The following is a 19,649-nucleotide window of genomic DNA, read 5'->3' on the forward strand; positions in this document are numbered from 1 at the left end:
ACTGGGTCGTGGATGAGGCGGGTTCAGCGTTCTGCGTTCAGGACGCGTTCTCGGGCGAAGTGGGTTCGTCGTCGGGTCCGGATTCGAAGTCGGTCGAGGACCCGGTCGCGGGGCCGTCTGCGGAAGTCGGCACGACACCTGCGGCCGCCACCAGCTTGGCCCTGCTCAGACGGGAGTAGCCGCCGATGATGAAGATGACGCCCGCGATGAGAGCGGCGACTCCGGTGAAGCCGAGGATCCACAGGGCGTCGAAGTCGGCGCCGAAGATGAGGATGACTCCGAGCAGCACATGGCAGCCGGCGGAGATGAGGAAGTCCGAGGGCATCGGGTGGGACTTGAGCTGACGGTAGTTCCAGAGTTCGATGAGCCCGTGCAGCAGCGCCCAGATGCTGATGGCCGCGCGCACCTCGGCGGGTTCGTCGGCGAGGAGGAGGAAGACGATCGCCGGGATCGTGATGACTGCCTGCCCGTAGACGGCGGTGCGGACGCTCAGCGGCGAGCGCAGCCCCTGAAAGACCAGAGTCAGCGCGAACAGCACGAGATAGGCGATGGCGAGGTAGTCGACGACGTCGGTGCCCAGGGACAGGAACCGGGGGTCATGGGAGTCACGGGGCCAGAAGACCGTGGCGAACCCGAAGACGACGCCGAGGATGCCGCGGACGATCATCGGCACGCCGAGGACCTTCGCTTCGAGGATGGTCTGGGGCAATGCATCGGCACGCGATGGCGTGGGCTCGGTGCGCGGTTCGTCGGTACTCATCACAGCACCATTTTAGGTGTCTTGTCCGCGTCTGTCCGATCCGGCTCAATTCGTTTCTTTACGTAATTACGTAATTTATGTATTATGTGGCTATGAACTCATCGCAATCAGGAAGCGGCCTCGAGGATCGGCTGGCCGAGCTCGAGCGCAAGGTCACCGCTCTGGAGTCCGCGTCGACGTCGGGCATGATGCCAGGCACGACGCCGGCAGATCCCGCAGCCCCGGCGGATCCGGCAGTGAACGGCAGCGCTTCCGGCAACCCGACCGCCGGCGATGACACCTTCTGGGCGCTCAACGGCCTCATCGACCGCCTCGGCGAGGAGGGAGGGGTCACCTACACCGGACACACGACTCCCCCGGGCGCCGATGTTCCGGTCTCCTGGCAGGTCGGTCTGGACTCGGCGTCGCTCGGCGACCTCAGCTTCGCCGAGGCGGCCCCGGCCCTGGCCGCGCTCGGCAATCCCGTCCGTCTCGAACTCCTGCAGGCGATCTACGAGGGCGCGTCCACGGTCGCCGAGCTCGGTCGGGACGAGCGCTTCGGAACCACCGGGCAGATCTACCACCACGTCAACGCCCTGGCCGGGGCCGGGTGGCTCGAGAACTCGCGGCGCGGGCATTGGCGCGTGCCCGCGCCGAAGATCATCCCGCTGCTCACCCTCGTCCTCATCGGCACCCACTGACCGAGCCCACACCCGCCCAGCGATCCGGCACCCCTCACACCTGGAGGACCCATGAACGCCGCCACCGCACCAACGCAGCATCCCAGGCATTCCCCGGCCCCGCCTCGGCGCCGGCTGACCGCGATCCTCACGGCCGCAATCGCCGTCGTGCTGCTCCTGCTCATCACTCCTCTGCCCCGCGGATTCCAGGGCGAACCCACCGGCGATCCGACGCTGTTGGGTGAGCTCGAGGGGGCGCTCGGCAGCGCGCACTGGCAGCACATCGCCGCTGCGAGGGTCGATGGCGATCAGGTCACTGTGGCCGGAGCCGGGGCCGATGAGCACACGGAGTTCGAGATCGGATCGATCACGAAGACCTTCACCGCCGCCCTCTACGCCGATGCGGTCGAGCGCGGCGAACTGAGCGAGGACACCCGACTCGGCGAGGTCTGGCCGAGTCTGCACGGTGACGTCGCCGAGGTGACGCTGTCCTCGATCGCGATGCAGCGTTCGGGCCTGCCCGCCCAGGAGCCGGCGCTGAGCTTCGGCGACGGCGTGGCGAGCATCATGGCGAACTATCTTCACACCGACCCCTACCAAGGGGATGCGAATGACCTGGTCAGCAGCCTGAAAGGCGTCGATGTGGGCGAGCAGAAGCCGGAGTACTCGAACTTCGGGTTCGCGGTCCTCGGGCAGGCCGTCGCCGAGTCGGCGGGCATGGACTACGGCGAGCTCGTCCGTCAGCGGATCACAGAACCGCTGGGAATGGCAGACACCTCTGTGCCTTCGTCACCGGAGGGTCTGTCCCACGGATACACCGCCTCCGGCCTGCCTGCGGGGCCCTGGACGTTGGGCGGTTCGGCACCGGCCGGCGCGATCCGTTCGACCGCGCATGACCTGAGCCTCTGGCTGCGGGCGACGATGAATGGCACGGCCCCCGGCGCCGAGGCGGTCGAACCTCGCGAGGACTTCGACGAATCCGACCGGATCGGTTGGGCGTGGATGACCACGACGAACCGGACCCCGGACCTCACCTGGCACAACGGCGGCACCGGCGGATACGCCTCCTACCTCGGCTTCGACCCGAAGTCCGAGCAGGGCATCATCGTGCTCTCGGACTCGGCGAACTGGGTCGACGGAGCCGCGGATCTCATCTCGACGGATGACGCCTCGCAGTCGTCTGCACAGCCTTCCGAACAGTCGTCCGAACAGGCAGGAGCCCGACCATGAATCCCGAACTCGTCCAAACCATCGTCGCCGCCGCCCTCGTCGCCTGGGGAGCCTATACCGCACTGCGATCGACCTGGGCGCGGACCCGCTTGGGCATGCTCGGCGGGCTCGCCACCGCGCTGCTGATGATCCTCCTCGTCCGCCTCATCGCGACATTCGGGGGTTGGACCGACTGGTTCATCTACGTCTGGTTCGCAGTGATCGCCGTCTGCGTGTTCACCACGTACAGGGCGGTCACGGTATGGCCAGACCTGCCGTGGCGCGCCGAGGACGCGAAGGCCCGACGGTCCGAAGCCTCCGGGCTCGGGTTCTCGGCCGTGCTGGCGCTCGTCGTGGCCGGAGCGCTCGTGCTGCCGGGACTGCTGCTGGGGTGAGGCGAGGCCCCGCGGCGCGAACCGACAGCCCCCTCACGATCCTGAGATCGTCAGCGTACCGTCCGCTTCTGACACGGAGTACTCGGCCAGCGGGTCGGTCGCCGGTCCGGCGAGCACCTCGCCGGTGGTCGTCGAGAACTGCGAGGAGTGGCACGGGCAGGTGATCTTGTCCTCGGTGACCGTGCGGACCTGGCACCCCTGGTGGGTGCAGACCGAGGAGAAGGCGTGGAATTCGCCTTCCTGCGGCTGGGTGACGACGTAGGTCTCGTCGATGACGGTCCCTGAACCGACTGGCACATCGCCGCTGGGTACGCTCGCATCTGCGGCTGGGGCTCCGCCGCCGTTCTCGCCACTCTCGCCTCCACCACCGTCGGATCCGCACGCCGAGGTGAGCGCCGCCGAGGAGCCGATGACCGCGACGGTTCCGGCCACGCCCGCCGATCTGATGACGGCGCGCCTGGTCCGAGGCTCGGACGAATGTGATCCTCGACCGGCGTTCTGATGGTCGCAGGGGTTCTCGTGGTCGGTCGCTGGTCTCATGAGGTTCGTCCCTTTCTCGGCATTCGCCGGATCCGCTCGCTCATGCTGACTCAAGCGTACAATCACTGCCGTTCCCCCAGCCCACCGATGAGAGACGGAGAGTCCATGCCCGAACGCAAGGCCACCGAGGCATCAGGGACCAATGAGGCATCAGGGACCAATGAGGCACTTGGAACCGACGGGGCGCCGGCGGCCGAGAGCACCACTCGGGCCCCGGGGACGGGACTGAGCCTGGCCGCCTCGGCGTATGTCTTCGCCGTCGTCATGATGGGCACGACCCTGCCGACCCCGCTCTACCCGCAGTACGAGACCGAGTTCGGGTTCGGCAACACACAGACGACGGTGCTCTTCGCGATCTATGCCGGCGGCGTCATCGCCTCCCTCGTGCTCTTCGGTCGTTTCTCCGAGGCCCTCGGCCGCCGCCCCATGCTCGCAGCCGGCGTGATCCTCTCGATCGCCTCGGCGGTGCTGTTCATGGTCGGCACGAACATGGGACTGCTCTATACCGGACGCATCCTCTCGGGCCTGGCGGCCGGAATCTTCACCGCCACGGGCACGGTGTCGGTGATGGAGAACGCGCCGCCGGGGAGCAGCCGCCTGGCCGCATCGGTCGCCACGGCGGCGAACATGGGAGGACTCGGACTCGGCATCCTCATGTCCGGTCTGGTGGCACATTTCCTGCCCGGCCCGCTGTTCACTCCGTTCCTCGTCAACGCGATCATGCTCGTCATCGCCGGATTCGCGCTGCTCATCGTCCGCGATCGCGTCCGACCGAACCCGGGACTGCTGCGCCTCCAGCTTCCGGGAGTCCCACCGACGTCGCGGCGGATCTTCCTGGCCGCAGCACCAGGTGCCATCACCGGCTTCACCGTGTGCGGACTGTATTCGGCGATCGCCCCGAACTTCATGGGCCAGACTCTCCACATCGAGTCCCCTGCGGTCATCGGCACCGTGGTCTTCCTGCTCTTCGGCTCCTCCGCGGCGGGTCAGATGATCTTCCGCAACCTCGCCGATCGCACTCTCGTCCTGTTCGGGTCGATCGCGATCATCGTGAGCATGGCCGCGCTGATCCTCGCCCTCGAGGTGAGCTCCCTGGGCATCCTCATCGCCTCCTCGGTGCTCGCCGGTCTCGCTCAGGGACTGCTGTTCATGACAGGGATGCGGGCGATCGCCGCTGCCACCGAGCCGCAGCGGCGCACCGAGGCGACCACTTCGTATTTCGTCGTCGCCTATTTCGCCATGTCCCTGCCGGCGATCGGTGCGGGTCTGCTCGCCGCCTCGGCGGGCTTGGCCGGATCGACGACGATCTTCGCCATCGGGGTCGCGGCGGTGTCGGCCTTGGGACTGCTCGGACTCCGCAGGTTCGGCGCGCGGGCTTAGGCGCTGCCCCCTCACGCCATACCGCGTCATGGGCGTCCATTAGGCTGGGGATCATGACCTCCGCCGCCACGACCTCGCCGCTCGACGTCCTCCACGATGTCTTCGGCTATGAGGAGTTCCGGGGCACGCAGGCCGCGGTCGTCGATCAGGTCGTCGGCGGCGGCGATGCGGTCGTGCTCATGCCCACCGGCGGCGGAAAATCCCTGTGCTATCAGATCCCGAGTCTCGTGCGAGCGGGCACCGGCATCGTCATCTCCCCGCTCATCGCACTCATGGCCGATCAGGTCGCAGCTTTGGACAACCTCGGCGTGCGGGCCGCCTATCTCAACTCCTCCCTCGACTTCGAGGAGGCGCAGAACGTCGAGAACGCCCTGCTTGCCGGTGAACTCGACCTGCTCTATCTCGCACCCGAGCGCCTCGTCCTGCCGCGAACCATGCAGCTGCTCGAACGGGCGCAGGTCGCCCTGTTCGCCATCGATGAGGCCCATTGTGTGTCCCAATGGGGACATGATTTCCGCAGCGACTACCTCGGCCTCGGGGTGCTGGCCGAACGCTTCCCGACCGTTCCCCGCATCGCCCTGACCGCCACGGCCACCCCGGCCACCCACGCGGAGCTGACCGAACGTCTCCACCTGGAGAACGCCGAGCACTTCGTCGCGAGCTTCGACCGTCCCAACATCACCTATCGGATCGAACCGAAGGCCTCTGCCCGCTCCCAGCTGATGAGCTTCATCAGCACCGAACATCCCGGCGACTCCGGGATCGTCTACTGCCTGTCCCGCCGTGGGGTCGACCAGCTCGCCGAGGCGCTCGCGGCCAGAGGCGTCACCGCCCTGCCCTACCATGCGGGCCTGCCTTCCGAAGTGCGCGCCGAGAACCAGGCGAGATTCCTCCGCGAGGACGGCATCGTCATGGTCGCGACGATCGCCTTCGGCATGGGCATCGACAAACCCGACGTCCGCTTCGTCGCCCACCTCGACCTGCCGCGGTCCGTCGAAGGCTACTACCAGGAGACCGGCCGCGCCGGCCGTGACGGACTGCCCGCGGATGCGTGGATGGTCTACGGCCTCGGCGATGTCGTCTCCCAACGCCGACTCATCGAATCCGGTGAGGGCGATCTGGCCTTCCGCCGCCGGGCGATGAGCCACCTCGATTCGATGCTCGCCCTGTGCGAGACCGTCGACTGCCGACGCGTCCAGCTGCTGCGCTACTTCGACGAGGAATCCGAACCCTGCGGCAACTGCGACACCTGCATCACACCACCTGTGACCTGGGACGCGACCGTGGCCGTGCAGAAGCTGCTGTCGGCCGTCATCCGACTCGACCGGGAACGCGGACAGCGCTTCGGCTCCGGTCAGGTCATCGATGTGCTGCGCGGCAACGACAATGAGCGCTCCCGTTCCGCCGACCATGCGAGCCTGAGCGTTTGGGGCGTGGGATCCGACCTGTCCGAGGCCGAGTGGAAGACCGTCATCCGCCAGGTCCTCGCCCGCGGACTGCTCGAATCCCACGGTGACTACGGAGTCCTCGTCGTCGGCGAGGAGGCCGGGCCGGTGCTGCGCGGCGAGACCGAGATCTCGCTGCGCGTGGATCCGAAGAGAACCGGGAGCAAGAAGACCGGAGCCAAGCGCCGAGGCGGCTCTGAGGTCGCGCTCGACCCTGCCGAGGCGTCCCTGTTCGAGGCCCTGCGGGCCTGGCGCGGCGAGCAGGCGAAGGAGCAGGGAGTCCCCGCCTATGTGGTCTTCCCCGATGCCACCCTGTACGGAATCGTCGAGGCCAAGCCGTCGACGATCGACGAGCTCGGTCAGATCAGCGGGGTGGGCCTGAAGAAGCTCGACCGCTACGGTCCGGCCGTTCTCGAGGTCATCGGCGCCGAGGCGGGCTGATGGGCAGGCCGCTCGTCGGGCGCACCTATCCGCTGCCGCCCGATGCCGACGGCGCCTTCCGCATCATCTCCGAAACCCACTTCGTCCCGGAGCCGACACGGTGGAAGCCCCACCGGCATCCCGCTCACGAACTCGTCTGGGTCCGCCGGGGCACGATGACCGCGCGGATCGACGATCGCGTGTTTACGATCACCGAAGGCTACGGTTTGTGGGTGCCCGCGGGAGTCTCCCATTCGGGCAGACTGACGGCGGGGATCGAACTCCACAACGCCTTCTTCTCGACCGAGAACGCTCCGGAGACCTTCGACTCCGCGACCTTTGCCTCGGCGACCGCGGTCGCCATGGTGCCGATGCTCCAGGCCCTGCTCGTCCACCTCAGTCGCGAGGACCTCGGCGACGAACAGCGGACCCGCGCCGAGGCGGTGGTCTTCGACGTCCTCGAACCCACCGAGCAGCAGCTCGCCGTGCGACTGCCCGAGACCGGGCACGTGAGGACCATCGCCCAGACCCTCCTCGACGACCCTGGCGACGAACGGTCGATCGAGGATTGGGCTCGTCAGCTGGGCGTGAGCGTGCGGACTGTCAGCAGGGCCTTCCGAGCCGCCACCGGACTGTCGTTCCAGCAGTGGCGAACGCAGGTGAGGATCCATCACGCCCTCGAGCTGTTGGGCGCGGGATGCAGCGTCAACGAGGCCTCCGAACGCCTCGGCTATGCCCGCCCCAGCTCGTTCATCGACGTCTTCAAACGCGTCATGGGATCGACACCGGGGACCTTCATGGGATCGACGACGCAGGCGCCCCAAGGGTAGATGCCGGGGGCAGTCACGGGCCCTGATCGGGACGCTCCCTCCGCCCCGAAGGACCTGCCCTCGCCTGTCCGATTTCGCGTATTGATGGTCCATTTATCCTCATTGCAGACAGTTCGGACTGAGCTTAGACTCACCTAATGTCATCGCCGGGCACTCGGCCGGGCAGCATCGAAATGAGGACTGAACTTGAGACATCTGCGTCGGCTCACGGGACTGGGAATCGGCACCCTCGCACTGGCACTCACCGCCGGCTGCGGCACCACCTCGGTGGGTGAGGCCGACAGCGTCGACTCCGCACCGGCGTCCGAGAGCTGTGCCGAGGACACCACGGAGACCTCGACCGGTCCCGTCGAGCTCGAGGACGGGGTCGGCCGCACCGTCAAGCTCGACAAACCTGCAGAACGCGTCGCCATTCTCGAATGGCAGGAGGTCGAAGACGCCCTGTCGCTGTGCGTGACCCCGGTGGCCGTGGCCGATCCGGAAGGCTATTCGACCTGGGTGTCGGCGGAGAAGCTGCCCGAAGGCGTGGCCGATATCGGCACCCGCGAGGAACCCGACCTCGACGCCCTCTATGCCGAAGACCCCGACCTCATCATCATCGAAGGCTTCAGCAAGGACGAGGAAATCCTCGACCAGCTCGAGAAGCAGGACGTGCCCGTCGTCATCGCCCGCGGCAACGACCCCGAGGATCCCATCGGCAACGTCAAGAGCGTCTTCTCACTCGTCGCCGAGGCGACCGGCCGCACCGAACGCGCCGATCAGGTGCTCACCGAATTCGACGAGCACCTCGCCGAGCGCAAGGCCGATGTCGCGAAGGTCGACCTGCCCACCAAGGACTTCGTGTTCTTCGACGGCTGGGTCGAGGGCGGCAACCTCACCCTGCGCCCCTACACCGAAGGCGCCCTGTTCACCCAGCTCGGCGAAGAGCTGGGAATGACTCCGGCCTGGGACGAGAAGGTCAACAAGTCTCACGGCACGGGCGGTCTCGACGCCGACTACGGACTCGCACAGACCGATGTCGAAGGGCTGACCGGCGTCGGCGACGCGAACCTCTTCTACGCCAACGGCTCGGAATCCGGGTACGGCGAGGAGCTGGAGAAGAGCGGCATCTGGAAGAACCTGCCCGCGGTCAAGGACGGACGCGCCTACGAGTTCCCGGTCGTCTGGGGCGCCGGCGGTCCGCGCTCGACCCAGCAGGCCGTCGACGCCTACGCCGATCTCCTGACAGGAGAGTGAGACAAACACCGACCAGGCAGCCCCCGGCCGCGCTGACTGCCGCGGATCCCGTCGAGGGCGGTGCGGCTGGTCCCGGTGATGCGCCCAGTTCCGCTGATGCGCCCGGTCCTGCCGATATGCCCGGTCCTGCCGCACCGTCGAAGGCCGCGGGCATCGCGGCCGCCGCCGCGGTCCTCGTCGCCGCGGTCCTCGCCCTCGTCGCCGCCGGGCTCTGGCATCTGACCCAGGGAACCTCGGGACTGAGCGTCGGCGGACTGGTCTCCGGCCTCCTCGGCGAGGATTCGCACATCGGCGGCGTGCCGGTGTCCGAGATCTTCGCGGGATCCCGACTGCCGCGTCTGGCCGCCGGGATCCTCGTCGGAGCGGCGCTGGGAATCGCCGGCGCGCTGCTGCAGTCGGTGACCCGCAATCTGCTCGCCTCACCGGACACCTTGGCCGTGGCTGCCGGGTCGCATTTCTCCCTCACCCTGCTCGCGGCCCTCGGCCTGACCCTGCCTCTGTGGGCTTCGAGTGCGAGTGCCGCGCTCGGCGGGCTGCTCGCCGCCGGCGCCGTGCTCGGCCTGGCCGGGCGGGCCGTGAGCACGGAGACCACCCGCATCATCCTCGCGGGGTCGGCGATCGCCATGGCCCTCGACGCCGGGACCGGGCTGCTGCTCATCCTGTTCAAGGAGAACACCGTCGGCCTCTACGCCTGGGGCAACGGGTCGCTCGCCCAGCTGAGCATCGACGCCTCCCTGCGCGCGGCACCGGTCATCGCCGTCATCCTCGTCGTCTCGCTGCTGCTGACCCGACGCCTCGACGTGCTCGCCCTCGGCGATGATGCCGCCTCCTCGCTGGGCATCTCGGTGCGGATCACGCGGTTCGCAGCGATCCTGTGCGGCGTGATCCTCACGGCCACCTCGGTGACCCTGGCCGGGCCGATCGCCTTCGTCGGACTCGGTGCACCCGTGCTCGCCCACCTCATCGCCTCCCGCGTTCGCGTCCTCGGCAGGCATATCCTGCTGCTGCCGGTCTCCGGGCTGCTGGGAGCGCTGCTCATCGTCCTCGCCGATGCGATCATCCGCGCGGTGCTCGGGGCTCAGGGCGCCGCGTCGATTCCCACCGGGATCCCCACCGCGATGCTCGGCGGACTGCTCATCATCGTCCTCGCAATGCGACTGCGCGACGCGGGAACGGCACGAGGCGAGGGCGTCGGAGGCAACGGCCTGCACACTCCCCTGCGGACCCGCCGCCGATTCGGTCTCATCCTGACCATCGGCATCCTCACGGTGCTCGGGATGCTCGTGCTCGGTCTGCTCGCGGGCAGCATGTGGCTGCGCCTCGGCGATATTCAGCTGTGGCTGGGCGACCGGGCGCCGGCGCTCATCGACCGGGCCTTCAACGAACGGCTGCCGCGGACCATCGCCGCCTGCCTCGCCGGTGCCGCCCTCGGCCTGGCCGGGTGCCTCGTCCAGTCGACGGTGCGCAATCCTCTGGCCGAGCCCGGGGTGCTCGGCATCACCGCTGGAGCCGGTCTCGGTGCGGTTATCGTCGTCACCGGTTTCGGCGGCGGGCGGCCGCTGCTCATCACCGCGGCGCTCATCGCGTCGATCCTCACCTTCGGCCTCGTCGCCGCAATGTCGTGGAAGGACGGATTCCTGCCCGAGAGATTCGTGCTCATCGGGATCGGAATCGGCTACACCATCACCGCGATGACGACGTTTCTGCTGCTGCGCGTCGACCCGTGGGAGACCCCGCGGCTGTTCACGTGGCTCTCGGGCACCACCTATGGGCGGACCCTGCCCGACGTCGTCCCGGTGACGATCGCCCTGGTCATCGCGGTGCCGGCGATGCTGCTGTGTGCGCGACGGCTCGACATCCTCGCCCTCGACGAGGACATACCGCGACTGCTCGGCATTAGGACCGCGCCGACCCGCCTCGGCGTGCTGTTGGTGGCGGCCGTGCTGGCGGCAGTCAGCGTGGTCGCGATCGGGGTCGTCGGGTTCGCGGGACTCATCGCCCCGCATCTCGCGCGTTTCCTCGTCGGCTCACATCATCGCCGGGTGATCCCGGTTTCGCTGCTCATCGGGGCGGCCCTCGTCTGCCTCGCCGACACGATCGGGCGCACGGTCGTCGCTCCTGCCCAGGTACCGGCCGGTCTGATGATCGCCCTGATCGGCGCACCCTATTTCGTGTGGCTGCTCAAACGGTCACGGGTGTGAGGAAGCCCGGGCCAGGTCGGCTCGGTTCGCCGGCGTCACATGTAGCCTGAGATACGAACACTCGACCAGCTTCTCTCCACTCCGGAAGGTCAACCGTGACGACCACCGATCGCCGTTCCTGCGAACTCCGTGACTCCGACGATGCCCTCCGCGGCTTCTGCGAGGAGTTCCTCCTCCCGCCCGAGACGATCTACCTCGACGGCAATTCGCTGGGCCCGCGCACCAGGGGTGCGACGGAACGCGCCCGCGAGGTGATCGAGGACGAATGGGGCACGGGACTCATCGGCTCGTGGAACACCGCCGGCTGGTGGGACCTGCCGGCGAAGCTCGGCGACAAGGTGGCGGGGCTGATCGGCGGCGGAGCCGGCAGCACGGTGGTCACCGACACCACCTCGATCAACCTCTTCAAGGCGGCGTCGGCCGCGCTGAAGATGCAGGCCGTCGACGCCCCCGAGCGTCGCGTCATTCTCACCCAGCGCGAGAACTTTCCCTCGGACATCTACATGCTCCAGGGTCTGGCCGAGCAGCTCGGCGACGGCTACGAGGTGCGGCTCGTCGACGACGCAGAGGTCACGGCGGGCTTCCCCTCGACGATGACCGCCGAGGTGGCCCTCGTCGTCCTCACCCACGTGAACTACCGCACCGGCCGCCTCTTCGACATGGAATCGACCACCTCGGCAATCCATGCCGGTGGGGCACTGGTGGTCTGGGATCTGTGCCATTCGGCCGGAGCGCTGGAGATCGACTTGGCCGGATCGGGTGCGGACATGGCCATCGGCTGCACCTACAAATTCCTCAACGGCGGGCCCGGGTCGCCCGCCTTCATCTGGGTCGCCGAGGCTCTGACCAACCGATTCACCCAACCGCTCTCGGGCTGGTGGGGCCATGACCGTCCCTTCGAGATGTCGCCGGACTACGCGCCGGCCGAGGGCATCCGCCGCTACCTCACCGGGACGCAGGGGATCGTGTCGATGTCGGTGGCCGAACTCGGGCTCGACATCTACTCCCGCGTGGACATGGCGGCGGTGCGGGCGAAGTCCCTCGAACTCTCCGACCTGTTCATCGAGCTCGTGGATTCGCGTTTGTCCGGGCATCCGGTCGAGGTCGTCACCCCGCGCGAGCAAGCCCACCGAGGATCTCAGGTCTCGATCACACACCCGGAAGGATTCGCGATCATGAGTGCGCTCATCGCCCGCGGCATCATCGGCGACTACCGGGAGCCCGAGGTGCTGCGCTTCGGTCTCACGCCCCTCTATATCGGCTTCACCGAGGTTTGGGACACGGTCGAGGCGCTGCGCGACATCCTCGACAATCGCCTGTGGGATGCCCCGGAGCACAAGGTCCGCGGCGCCGTGACCTGATCACGCGTCATCTGACCCTCCACAACTACCCGACGGCGGCCCAGCTACCTTGCGCCAGGTTGCTGGGCACCCGTCACCTGCGTGTGGGTGGGGTGGCTGTCACCACCTCGGCGTTGACTCCGAACAGGGGCTCGCCCGCCTCGTTCTTCGGCCGATAGCCGGCCAGGGTCTTGAGCAGTCGAGGGCCTCGCTCACCCGTGACCGGATGCAGATCCATGACCGCGCACCGCGGGATGGGTGCGCCGATACGCACCAGCAGCGTCGTGACACCGGAGTTCGCGAAGCCCGAACCGGTGAGGATCTTCTCCTGGCCCTGCCAGGTCTCCTCGACGTAGGGCTGATCGGTGTCGACGACGACGGTCGCACGGAACCGGGCCGCCTCGGCGAGGAGGTCGGGATGATCGATGCGCGCAGCCAAGTCACGCAGGGAGGCAGTAGTGACGATGGAGATCGGGGATCCGAACACGATGTCCCCGCGGGGTGCTCGAGCCAGTCGGACGGGACGGCCCAGCCAGTCCGAGGCCAGGGCTGCGTGCGGGCCCTCGGTCACGGTCAGTTCAACCTTCCGCTTCCAATAGTCGCAGGTCAGCGTCTCACCGGTGGGTTCGGGGACCGCACTGGCCGACCTCCCGTCGGGCAGTCGCAGCTCGAGTTCCTGACCGTCAGCACCGCCGCCCCCGTGGACGGTGGCGAGGATTCCGATGAGTGAGGGATTCTGCACGGTTTTGAGCACCTGCCGGCGGTCGACGTCGATGAGGCAGTAGCGCCGGTCGTCGACGGGTCCGTGGGCGTCGACGACCGCATCGGGTCGATCGATGTGCCGAGTCCCTTTGACCGGCGCATAGCCGAACGACACCACGGTCAGTTCCTCACCAGACTCCGGCCGCGGCGGCCCAGACTCCGGCCGCGGCGGCCCAGCAACCTCGCGCCAGGTGGCTGGGCCGCCTTCGGGTGGTTGGGGAGGGCGGGGCGGGGTCACGTCCGCCTCCGACCGGCGACGGCGAAGAGGCCGATGCCGACGGCCCCGATGGCCAGCACGGTCCCGCCGATCATCACGGCCTCCGGGATCGTGGCGATCGTGCCGAGCACGCCGACGGTGACCCCGGAGAAGGTCTGCATGCCGGGGCCGAAGGTCGCATAGGACCCGATCACCCGTCCGCGGATGTGGGTCGGCGCCTCGAGCTGGATGATCGCCATCTCCGTGGATTCGGCGGTGATCTTGCAGACCCCGGCCAAGAGCAGCATGATCACGGCCAGCCACAGGTGCGAGGTGAAGGCGAAGACGATCGCCGAGGCGCCCAGTCCCGCAGCGGCGACCGCGGCGGCCGCGGGGGTCGGTCGCACCCACCCGGTGGCCTCGAGCAGGAATCCGCCGAGCACTCCCCCGGCGCCCATGGCGAAGAGCAGCACTCCGTAGGTGAAGTCGCTGTCGCCTCCGGGCCCGGTGAGCAGGCCGCCGAAGACGGGCATGGAGGTCTGCAGCACGGCGCCGATGGTGATCGAGGCGAGCGCCGCGAGCAGCAGCATGCCGATGATCGAACGGTTGTGGCGGACCTCGACGAGGACCTTGAGCGACTGCACGAGCGTCGTCCGCGCCGTGCGCACCCCGCCGCTGCGGATGTGGCCGGTGAAGGGGGTGCGGAAGAGGAAGATCGTCAGCGGCAGGTAGAAGACGATGTTGATGAAGATGCCCCAGGTCGGCCCGAAGAAGAGCAGCAGCGCCGAACCGACGACGGGGCCGAAGAGGATGCCGAGGCTGCGGAAGGTCGCGTTGAGGCGCACCGCGCTCGGCAGTTCGGACCGGTCGACGAAGTCGTGGAGCATCATCTGTTCGGCCGGACCCCACAGGCAGCCGGCCAGTCCGTGGATGACGAGGAGCACGCACGCCTGCCACAGCTGCAGGGAGTCGGTGAGGAAGAGGATTCCCCAGCACAGCGAGACGAACATGAACAGGCCCTGTCCGATCTGGATCAGGCGTCGGCAGTCGAAGCGTTCGGCCAGGGAACCGGCATAGACGGAGAGCAGGAGGAACGGCAGCCAGTGGCTGATGAGCTGGAAGCCGACGAGCGCCGGCGATTCGAACTTCTGCCACAGCACCCAGTAGGTGATGACATGTTCGATGTTGTCGCCCATCATCGCCATCCCGGACCCGACAAGGTACGGTGCCGTCTTCCAGCTGCGCAGCACCCCGAATCGGCGCGGGGCCGGATCCTGGGCCGGATCGTCTCGAATATCGCTCACCTGGCCATTCTGGCACTCCGCCGAGGCGGCCCGATGTGAGGTTCCGCACCATGGAACCGAACTTTGCGGACCCACCGATAGAATCGGAGCAGGCCCGTGCACAGTATCGCGGCGGGCAGCACACCCACACTCGTATAAGGAACGCACTCATGGCGAAGACCACCATCGGCCTGTCCATCATCCTCATCGTGATGGGAGTCATCGGCTGGCTCGTCACCGGGATGGCCAGCTGGACCGCCCTGATCCCCTCGATCCTCGGCGTCGTGCTCCTCATCTGCGGAATCATCGGCCTCTCACGTCCGAAGATCGGCATCCACATCGCCCTCGTCGTCGCACTGCTGGGCATCATCGGCACCTTCATGAACGTGCTCAAGCTCGGCGACCTGTTCGCCGGCACCGCCGAACGCCCCGCCGCCGTCATCGTCTCGACGATCACGTTCGTCCTGCTCATCGTCTACATCGTCGCCGGAGTGCGCTCGTTCATCGCCGCCCGCCGCGGCAAGAACGCGCCCGGTCGCGATCTCGCCTGAGCACACTTGAACGGCGAAGGCCGTTCCCCGCGCCGAGGCGGTCCTGCCCTGACCGGGCACGCTCACTGACCGCGCAAGTACCCTTGATCGCGCCGTCGTTCGGGTGGATGATGGAGCTGATCAAGGAGGATCCTCATGTCCGCAACCGCGACCCCACCGCAGTCCACCTCGACTCTTGCATCAGAACGTCCGAACTCCGCCCTCATCGTCGTCGACGTCCAGACTGGAGTCATGGACGCCTCGTGGAACGCCGAGTCGGTGATCTCCACGATCTCCGACCTCGTCGATCGCGCCCGCGCCGCGGACACGGAGGTCATCTGGGTCCGGCATACCTCGGGCGAGCTGCCCGCCGATTCGCCGCAGTGGCAGATCGTCGATGCGCTCTCACCCGAACCGGGTGAGGCGATCGTCGAGAAGACCCACGGCAACACCTTCGAGGACACCGATTTCGAAGAGGTCCTCTCCGCCAAGGACATCGGACACCTCTTCGTCACCGGCGCTCAGTCCGATGCCTGCATCCGTTCGACCATCCACGGCGGTTTTGCCCGCGGCTACGATGTCACGCTCGTCTCGGATGCGCACACCACCGAAGATCTCAGCGAATGGGGTGCGCCCGAACCGGAGAAGGTCGTCTCTCATACGAATCTCTACTGGGGCTTCGAATCGGGTCCGGGCCGCACCGCGAAGGTCGAAACCGCACAGGAGATCGACTTCGATGCCGGTTGATATATCCCGTTTGATGCATCCCGACGGTGTGTTTCGCGCAGCGAATCGGTCGTGACGCCTGGAAGAACAGCCTCGACCGATGCTGGATCCTCGTCTGCCGACACGGCTACTCGTCGTCGGTGGCGGCCTGGAATCTGCGGCAGATGGGACTGACGAATACCGGGGGCTTTCGACCGCAGGCTGTGATGGCGAGGCGCGGATCTGGCATCATGGCCTCATGAGTGAGGACAAGCGCAGCATCGAACTGACCAGGATCGCCGAGAACCACTACCGGGCCACCGCACCGAGTGGAGCCAGCGTCGAATTCGGGCGCGGTGAGGGCCTGATGACACCCGTCGAGCTGCTGCTCGCGGCGGTCGCGGGCTGCTCCTCGATCGACGTCGACACCGTGACCAGCCGGCACACCGAACCGACCCGCTTCGACGTGCACGCCGATGCCGACAAGCTCGACGAGGACGGCGCCTCCCGACTCGAGAACGTCCACCTCGACTTCGATCTGGCTTTCCCCGATGACGAGGAGGGACGCAAGGCCGATGCGCGCATCGAGAAGCTCGTCGGCCTCTCCCACGACAAATACTGCACGGTCTCCCGGACCGTCGAACACCCGACGACGGTCGACTTCAGCATCCGCCGCGAATGAGCATCCCGGCGCCGAGGCGGTGCCTCAGCTCTCGGCCAACCGCTCCCGCTCGACGCTGACGTCGTAGTCGGCGGCCGGCCACTGCGGGTCGATCTCCCGCAGGGCGCCGAGCAGCAGGCGTTGGACCGCGAGTCGGGCATACCATTTGCGGTCGGCGGGGATGACGTACCACGGGGCCGCCTCGGTGGAGGTGCGTTCGAAGGCGGTCTGATACGCCTGCATGTAGTCCGGCCACAGGAGGCGTTCGTCCACGTCGCCGGGGTTGTACTTCCAGTGCTTGTCGGGGCGGTCGAGGCGCTCCATGAGCCGGTCCTTCTGCTCGTCCGGGGAGATGTGGAGCATGACCTTGATGATCCGCACCCCCGCCTCGGCGAGTTCGGCTTCGAAGTCGTTGATGGCCGCGTAACGGCGTTCGATTTCGGCCTTGTCGGCGAGTTCGCGGACCTTCCCGATGAGCACGTCCTCGTAGTGGGAGCGGTCGAAGACGCCGATCATGCCGGGACCGGGGACGCGCGGACGGATGCGCCACAGGAAGTCGTGGGCGAGCTCCTTCTCGGTGGGCTTCTTGAAAGCCGCGAGTTCAATGCCCTGCGGGTCGACCGAGCCGACGACGTGGCGGACGATCCCGCCCTTGCCCGCCGTGTCCATCGCCTGGAGGACGAGGAGGACGGCCGGGCCGGACTCCTCGTCATGGTGGGCTGCGAAGAGTCGCTCCTGGAGGTCGTCGAGCTCACCGGTGCAGTATTGGAGGTCCCTGCGGCCGGACTTCTTGTTCCCTTCGTAGCCGGGAGTCGAATGCGGATCGACCTCGTCGAGTTCGAAGCCGTCGTCGACTCGCAGCAGCGGTGCGGGATCCTCCGACCAGCCGAGGTCCGTCTTCTCACTCATGACTTCATCTCCGTGCTCATGCCTTCATCTTTGCAGGCAGGGGGCCGAGCGTCCACACAATCCTGGGGTCCTGCCCTCGGCTCCACTAAACTGGAGGAGGAGAGCGGAAGGCATCGCGATGAACGAAGACCTGCTCATTGTCGAAGACCTCATGCTGCTGCTCCTGTCCGAGGACGGGAATTCGGTCGCCGGAGCGGCAGTTCTCGACTATGCCCTGGCAGGAGCCGTGCTCGTCGAACTCGCGCATCTCGAGCGCCTCGAGGTCCATTCCCATCACAGGACGAAGGGCACGCTCATCCGCGCGCAGCGCGATGCGTCAGCGATCGATCCTCTGCTCGCCCAGGCGCTCCAGTCGTTGGGTCGGAAGGAGCACTCGGCCCGGACCCTCATCCCCACTCTCATCGATTCGCTCGAGACCGGGCTGAAGAAGCTCGTGCTCGAGCGGCTCTCGCATCAGTGACATCGTCACCGCCGAGGGGCACGTGCTCACCGACGACGGGCGGCCCGATCCGCGCGGGGCCGCGATCATCGGTCTGCTCTCGGCGTGCCGTGTCTATTCGCTCCTCGGCCCGGATCTGCCGTGGAATCCGCAGGTCGCCAAGCGGATCAGGGCGATCGAGAAGGGCACAGTGAGCGCACCGGGCACCGCCTCGGCGATCAAGGAGATCTCGGATGAACTCGCCCGAGCTGTCTTCTCACTGACCGGCGCTAGGTCCTCGGCGCCGATTCTCTGAACGGCCTACCGACCCCCGCCCCTCAGTCCGGATTCCGGAACACCGAAGGCAGCTTCTTCATCCGCTTTCCGGTCTCGCGGTAGGACCACTGCCGCATCGGCTGCGGCACCCGCCACTGCAGCCTCCAGGCGAGCATCCGGAAGGCGAAGGCGGCGGCCGCGATGAGCAGGGAGGTGATCCCGTTCAGCAGTCCGGTCACCTCGGCGATGATCGTCAGGCCGGACCCGAACAGGGCCGGGATGAGGTAGAGGTCGGTGCTGCGGAAGATCGCGGGGTCCTCGCTGGCCACCGCATCGCGCATGAGCCCACCGCCGCACGCGGTCAGCGCGCCCATGAGCAGCGCGGCCGGATAGTTCGCGCCGACGCTGAGCGCGATCGTCGTCCCGGTGACGCTGAAGAGCCCGAGACCCATCGCATCGAAGGCGACGATCCAGATCCGGGCGCGCGAGACGTACTGGCCGATGATGTAGACGAGCAGGGTCGCGATGAGCGGTGGGGCGAGGTAGATCGGCTGGCCGAGGGCGTTGGGCACCCGGTCCAGGAGGACATCGCGGATCATGCCCCCGCCGATGCCCGTCATCGTGCCGAGCACCAGACCGCCGGTGATGTCGAAGCCCCGCCGGGCCGCCAACAGGACGCCCGAGACCGCGAAGACGAAGGTGCCTGTGAGGTCGAGTGCGAGGAAGATGATCTCCTGCATGTTCAGTTCCACAACGGCTCCCGGGTTCGGCTGGCTCACGGTCCGCCCGGCTCCGCGGACGGCGCTGCCTCCACTGTAGTGTCCCGGCCCGCGCCGTCACCCGGTTCGTGATGCATTCCACCTCGCCGAGGCGGCCGTTCCCTTGGCATCGACCCTGACCGCGACCGTGACCTCGTCTCCGAGCCCGGGGACGACGAAGGCACGCAGACCTGGGTCCACGTGCCTCGGCGATATCCGGCTGAGCCGCTCAGCTGAGCTGGAAGTTGTCCGGGTTCTTGTAGGTCTCGATCTCCACGCTCGGGCTGCCCTTGCCCATCAGCAGCTTCGAGATCGGGCAGCGGGCGTGGGCCCTGGCCGCGTACTTCTCGGCGTCTTCGTCCGAGACTCCCTCGATGGAGATGAACGCGCGCGGCGCGAAGTAGAAGCCGTTGCCCGAGGCCTCTTTGTGCAGGTCGACCTCGACACGCACACGGGAGAGGGCATCGAGTTCGTTGACGGCGAGCACGACCTTGAGGGTCTCGCCGAGGCAGGTGGACCAGGCCATCGCGAGGAACTGCTCCGGGTTGCTGCCCTGATCGAGGTGCGAGGTCGGTGCGGTGGCCAGTGTCAGCCCGTCTTCGACGCGCACCTCGCCCGAGGTCCCACCGAGGTTCTCGACCTTGGCGGTGTAGAGGGGAGCGCTGGCGCTCTTCGGCTCATCCGAGTCGCCGCTCGGAGCCTGCGGCTGTGCGTATCCAGGATTCTCAGTCATTGC

At 67.5% G+C, this 19,649-nt stretch carries 21 protein-coding genes; 14 read left to right on the plus strand and 7 right to left on the minus strand.

What is annotated here, in order from left to right; all coding sequences use genetic code 11:
• Positions 1-37 precede the first annotated feature (37 nt).
• Positions 38-760, minus strand: a complete 723-nt coding sequence (locus tag CV023_RS13450) for a hypothetical protein (protein WP_230746370.1) — start codon at positions 758-760, stop codon at positions 38-40.
• A gap of 92 nt (positions 761-852) precedes the next feature.
• On the opposite strand from CV023_RS13450, the gene CV023_RS13455 reads away from it, so the two are divergent.
• From CV023_RS13455 to CV023_RS13465, 3 genes are read left to right on the plus strand one after another with little or no spacing between them, the layout of a single operon-like run.
• Positions 853-1,440: an ArsR/SmtB family transcription factor gene (locus CV023_RS13455; protein ID WP_230746372.1), complete on the plus strand. Its 588-nt coding sequence runs from the start codon at positions 853-855 to the stop codon at positions 1,438-1,440.
• A gap of 51 nt (positions 1,441-1,491) precedes the next feature.
• Positions 1,492-2,649 carry a serine hydrolase domain-containing protein gene (locus CV023_RS13460; protein WP_230746374.1) on the plus strand — a complete coding sequence of 386 codons (1,158 nt, stop codon included), beginning with the start codon at positions 1,492-1,494 and terminating at the stop codon, positions 2,647-2,649.
• Positions 2,646-3,023, plus strand: a complete 378-nt coding sequence (locus CV023_RS13465; protein ID WP_230746376.1) for a hypothetical protein — start codon at positions 2,646-2,648, stop codon at positions 3,021-3,023. The genes CV023_RS13460 and CV023_RS13465 overlap by 4 nt, the downstream gene beginning before the upstream one ends.
• Positions 3,024-3,056: 33 nt before the next feature.
• Here CV023_RS13465 and CV023_RS13470 read toward each other — a convergent pair whose 3' ends face one another.
• A complete protein-coding gene (locus CV023_RS13470) occupies positions 3,057-3,563 on the minus strand; it encodes a Rieske (2Fe-2S) protein (protein WP_230746378.1) in 507 nt (168 codons plus the stop codon).
• Between the two features lie 105 nt (positions 3,564-3,668).
• Between CV023_RS13470 and CV023_RS13475 the strand changes: the two genes are divergently transcribed.
• The 6 genes from CV023_RS13475 (at position 3,669) to kynU (ending at position 12,436) form a co-directional block, all read left to right on the plus strand.
• The gene (locus tag CV023_RS13475) at positions 3,669-4,943 is read left to right on the plus strand and encodes an MFS transporter (RefSeq protein ID WP_230746380.1); all 1,275 of its coding nucleotides are present in this window, start codon (positions 3,669-3,671) and stop codon (positions 4,941-4,943) included.
• Between the two features lie 53 nt (positions 4,944-4,996).
• Positions 4,997-6,829, plus strand: coding sequence for a DNA helicase RecQ (gene recQ, locus CV023_RS13480; RefSeq protein WP_230746382.1), 1,833 nt, complete (start codon positions 4,997-4,999; stop codon positions 6,827-6,829).
• On the plus strand, positions 6,829-7,638 hold the full coding sequence (locus tag CV023_RS13485) for a helix-turn-helix transcriptional regulator (protein ID WP_230746385.1): 810 nt from the start codon (positions 6,829-6,831) through the stop codon (positions 7,636-7,638). The genes recQ and CV023_RS13485 overlap by 1 nt, the downstream gene beginning before the upstream one ends.
• 186 nt (positions 7,639-7,824) lie before the next feature.
• Positions 7,825-8,874: an ABC transporter substrate-binding protein gene (locus tag CV023_RS13490; RefSeq protein ID WP_230746387.1), complete on the plus strand. Its 1,050-nt coding sequence runs from the start codon at positions 7,825-7,827 to the stop codon at positions 8,872-8,874.
• Between the two features lie 116 nt (positions 8,875-8,990).
• A complete protein-coding gene (locus tag CV023_RS13495; RefSeq protein WP_269067419.1) occupies positions 8,991-11,075 on the plus strand; it encodes an iron ABC transporter permease in 2,085 nt (694 codons plus the stop codon).
• A gap of 95 nt (positions 11,076-11,170) precedes the next feature.
• Complete coding sequence (kynU, locus tag CV023_RS13500) at positions 11,171-12,436, plus strand: kynureninase (protein WP_230746391.1); 1,266 nt, start codon at positions 11,171-11,173, stop codon at positions 12,434-12,436.
• 73 nt (positions 12,437-12,509) lie between these two features.
• On the opposite strand, the gene CV023_RS13505 is transcribed toward kynU, so the two are convergent.
• Together CV023_RS13505 and CV023_RS13510 are read right to left on the minus strand one after the other, a co-directional pair.
• Entirely contained in the window at positions 12,510-13,295 is a 786-nt protein-coding gene (locus CV023_RS13505) for an MOSC domain-containing protein (RefSeq protein ID WP_230746393.1), read from the minus strand.
• Between the two features lie 116 nt (positions 13,296-13,411).
• Positions 13,412-14,677, minus strand: coding sequence for an MFS transporter (locus CV023_RS13510; RefSeq protein WP_230746394.1), 1,266 nt, complete (start codon positions 14,675-14,677; stop codon positions 13,412-13,414).
• A gap of 149 nt (positions 14,678-14,826) precedes the next feature.
• Between CV023_RS13510 and CV023_RS13515 the strand changes: the two genes are divergently transcribed.
• The 3 genes from CV023_RS13515 to CV023_RS13525 all read left to right on the plus strand — a co-directional run bounded on the left by CV023_RS13515 (position 14,827) and on the right by CV023_RS13525 (position 16,573).
• Positions 14,827-15,207, plus strand: coding sequence for a hypothetical protein (locus CV023_RS13515; RefSeq protein WP_230746395.1), 381 nt, complete (start codon positions 14,827-14,829; stop codon positions 15,205-15,207).
• 135 nt (positions 15,208-15,342) lie between these two features.
• A complete protein-coding gene (locus CV023_RS13520; protein ID WP_230746396.1) occupies positions 15,343-15,933 on the plus strand; it encodes an isochorismatase family protein in 591 nt (196 codons plus the stop codon).
• Positions 15,934-16,150: 217 nt separating this feature from the next.
• On the plus strand, positions 16,151-16,573 hold the full coding sequence (locus tag CV023_RS13525; protein WP_230746397.1) for an OsmC family protein: 423 nt from the start codon (positions 16,151-16,153) through the stop codon (positions 16,571-16,573).
• Positions 16,574-16,597: 24 nt separating this feature from the next.
• On the opposite strand, the gene CV023_RS13530 is transcribed toward CV023_RS13525, so the two are convergent.
• Complete coding sequence (locus CV023_RS13530; protein ID WP_230746398.1) at positions 16,598-17,461, minus strand: PPK2 family polyphosphate kinase; 864 nt, start codon at positions 17,459-17,461, stop codon at positions 16,598-16,600.
• Between the two features lie 118 nt (positions 17,462-17,579).
• Between CV023_RS13530 and CV023_RS13535 the strand changes: the two genes are divergently transcribed.
• Together CV023_RS13535 and CV023_RS13540 are read left to right on the plus strand one after the other, a co-directional pair.
• Positions 17,580-17,921, plus strand: a complete 342-nt coding sequence (locus CV023_RS13535) for a GPP34 family phosphoprotein (RefSeq protein WP_230746399.1) — start codon at positions 17,580-17,582, stop codon at positions 17,919-17,921.
• A 22-nt stretch (positions 17,922-17,943) separates the two neighbouring features.
• Positions 17,944-18,195: a GPP34 family phosphoprotein gene (locus CV023_RS13540; RefSeq protein WP_230746400.1), complete on the plus strand. Its 252-nt coding sequence runs from the start codon at positions 17,944-17,946 to the stop codon at positions 18,193-18,195.
• A 22-nt stretch (positions 18,196-18,217) separates the two neighbouring features.
• Here CV023_RS13540 and CV023_RS13545 read toward each other — a convergent pair whose 3' ends face one another.
• Together CV023_RS13545 and CV023_RS13550 are read right to left on the minus strand one after the other, a co-directional pair.
• Positions 18,218-18,907 carry a trimeric intracellular cation channel family protein gene (locus tag CV023_RS13545; RefSeq protein ID WP_230746401.1) on the minus strand — a complete coding sequence of 230 codons (690 nt, stop codon included), beginning with the start codon at positions 18,905-18,907 and terminating at the stop codon, positions 18,218-18,220.
• A gap of 235 nt (positions 18,908-19,142) precedes the next feature.
• Complete coding sequence (locus tag CV023_RS13550; protein ID WP_230746403.1) at positions 19,143-19,646, minus strand: OsmC family protein; 504 nt, start codon at positions 19,644-19,646, stop codon at positions 19,143-19,145.
• Between the last annotated feature and the right edge of the window lie 3 nt (positions 19,647-19,649).

The organism is Brevibacterium sp. CCUG 69071, assembly GCF_021023135.1.
GTDB lineage: Bacteria > Actinomycetota > Actinomycetes > Actinomycetales > Brevibacteriaceae > Brevibacterium.

Bases quoted from the DNA above. Each gene is read 5' to 3' on its own strand.
- CV023_RS13535 (WP_230746399.1), top strand. From the start codon at position 17,580: ATGAACGAAGACCTGCTCATTGTCGAAGACCTCATGCTGCTGCTCCTG.
- CV023_RS13485 (WP_230746385.1), top strand. From the start codon at position 6,829: ATGGGCAGGCCGCTCGTCGGGCGCACCTATCCGCTGCCGCCCGATGCC.
- CV023_RS13460 (WP_230746374.1), top strand. From the start codon at position 1,492: ATGAACGCCGCCACCGCACCAACGCAGCATCCCAGGCATTCCCCGGCC.
- CV023_RS13530 (WP_230746398.1), bottom strand. From the start codon at position 17,461: ATGAGTGAGAAGACGGACCTCGGCTGGTCGGAGGATCCCGCACCGCTG.
- CV023_RS13525 (WP_230746397.1), top strand. From the start codon at position 16,151: ATGAGTGAGGACAAGCGCAGCATCGAACTGACCAGGATCGCCGAGAAC.
- CV023_RS13520 (WP_230746396.1), top strand. From the start codon at position 15,343: ATGTCCGCAACCGCGACCCCACCGCAGTCCACCTCGACTCTTGCATCA.
- CV023_RS13450 (WP_230746370.1), bottom strand. From the start codon at position 760: ATGAGTACCGACGAACCGCGCACCGAGCCCACGCCATCGCGTGCCGAT.
- CV023_RS13550 (WP_230746403.1), bottom strand. From the start codon at position 19,646: ATGACTGAGAATCCTGGATACGCACAGCCGCAGGCTCCGAGCGGCGAC.
- CV023_RS13465 (WP_230746376.1), top strand. From the start codon at position 2,646: ATGAATCCCGAACTCGTCCAAACCATCGTCGCCGCCGCCCTCGTCGCC.
- recQ (WP_230746382.1), top strand. From the start codon at position 4,997: ATGACCTCCGCCGCCACGACCTCGCCGCTCGACGTCCTCCACGATGTC.
- CV023_RS13515 (WP_230746395.1), top strand. From the start codon at position 14,827: ATGGCGAAGACCACCATCGGCCTGTCCATCATCCTCATCGTGATGGGA.
- CV023_RS13495 (WP_269067419.1), top strand. From the start codon at position 8,991: ATGCCCGGTCCTGCCGCACCGTCGAAGGCCGCGGGCATCGCGGCCGCC.
- CV023_RS13455 (WP_230746372.1), top strand. From the start codon at position 853: ATGAACTCATCGCAATCAGGAAGCGGCCTCGAGGATCGGCTGGCCGAG.
- CV023_RS13470 (WP_230746378.1), bottom strand. From the start codon at position 3,563: ATGAGACCAGCGACCGACCACGAGAACCCCTGCGACCATCAGAACGCC.
- CV023_RS13475 (WP_230746380.1), top strand. From the start codon at position 3,669: ATGCCCGAACGCAAGGCCACCGAGGCATCAGGGACCAATGAGGCATCA.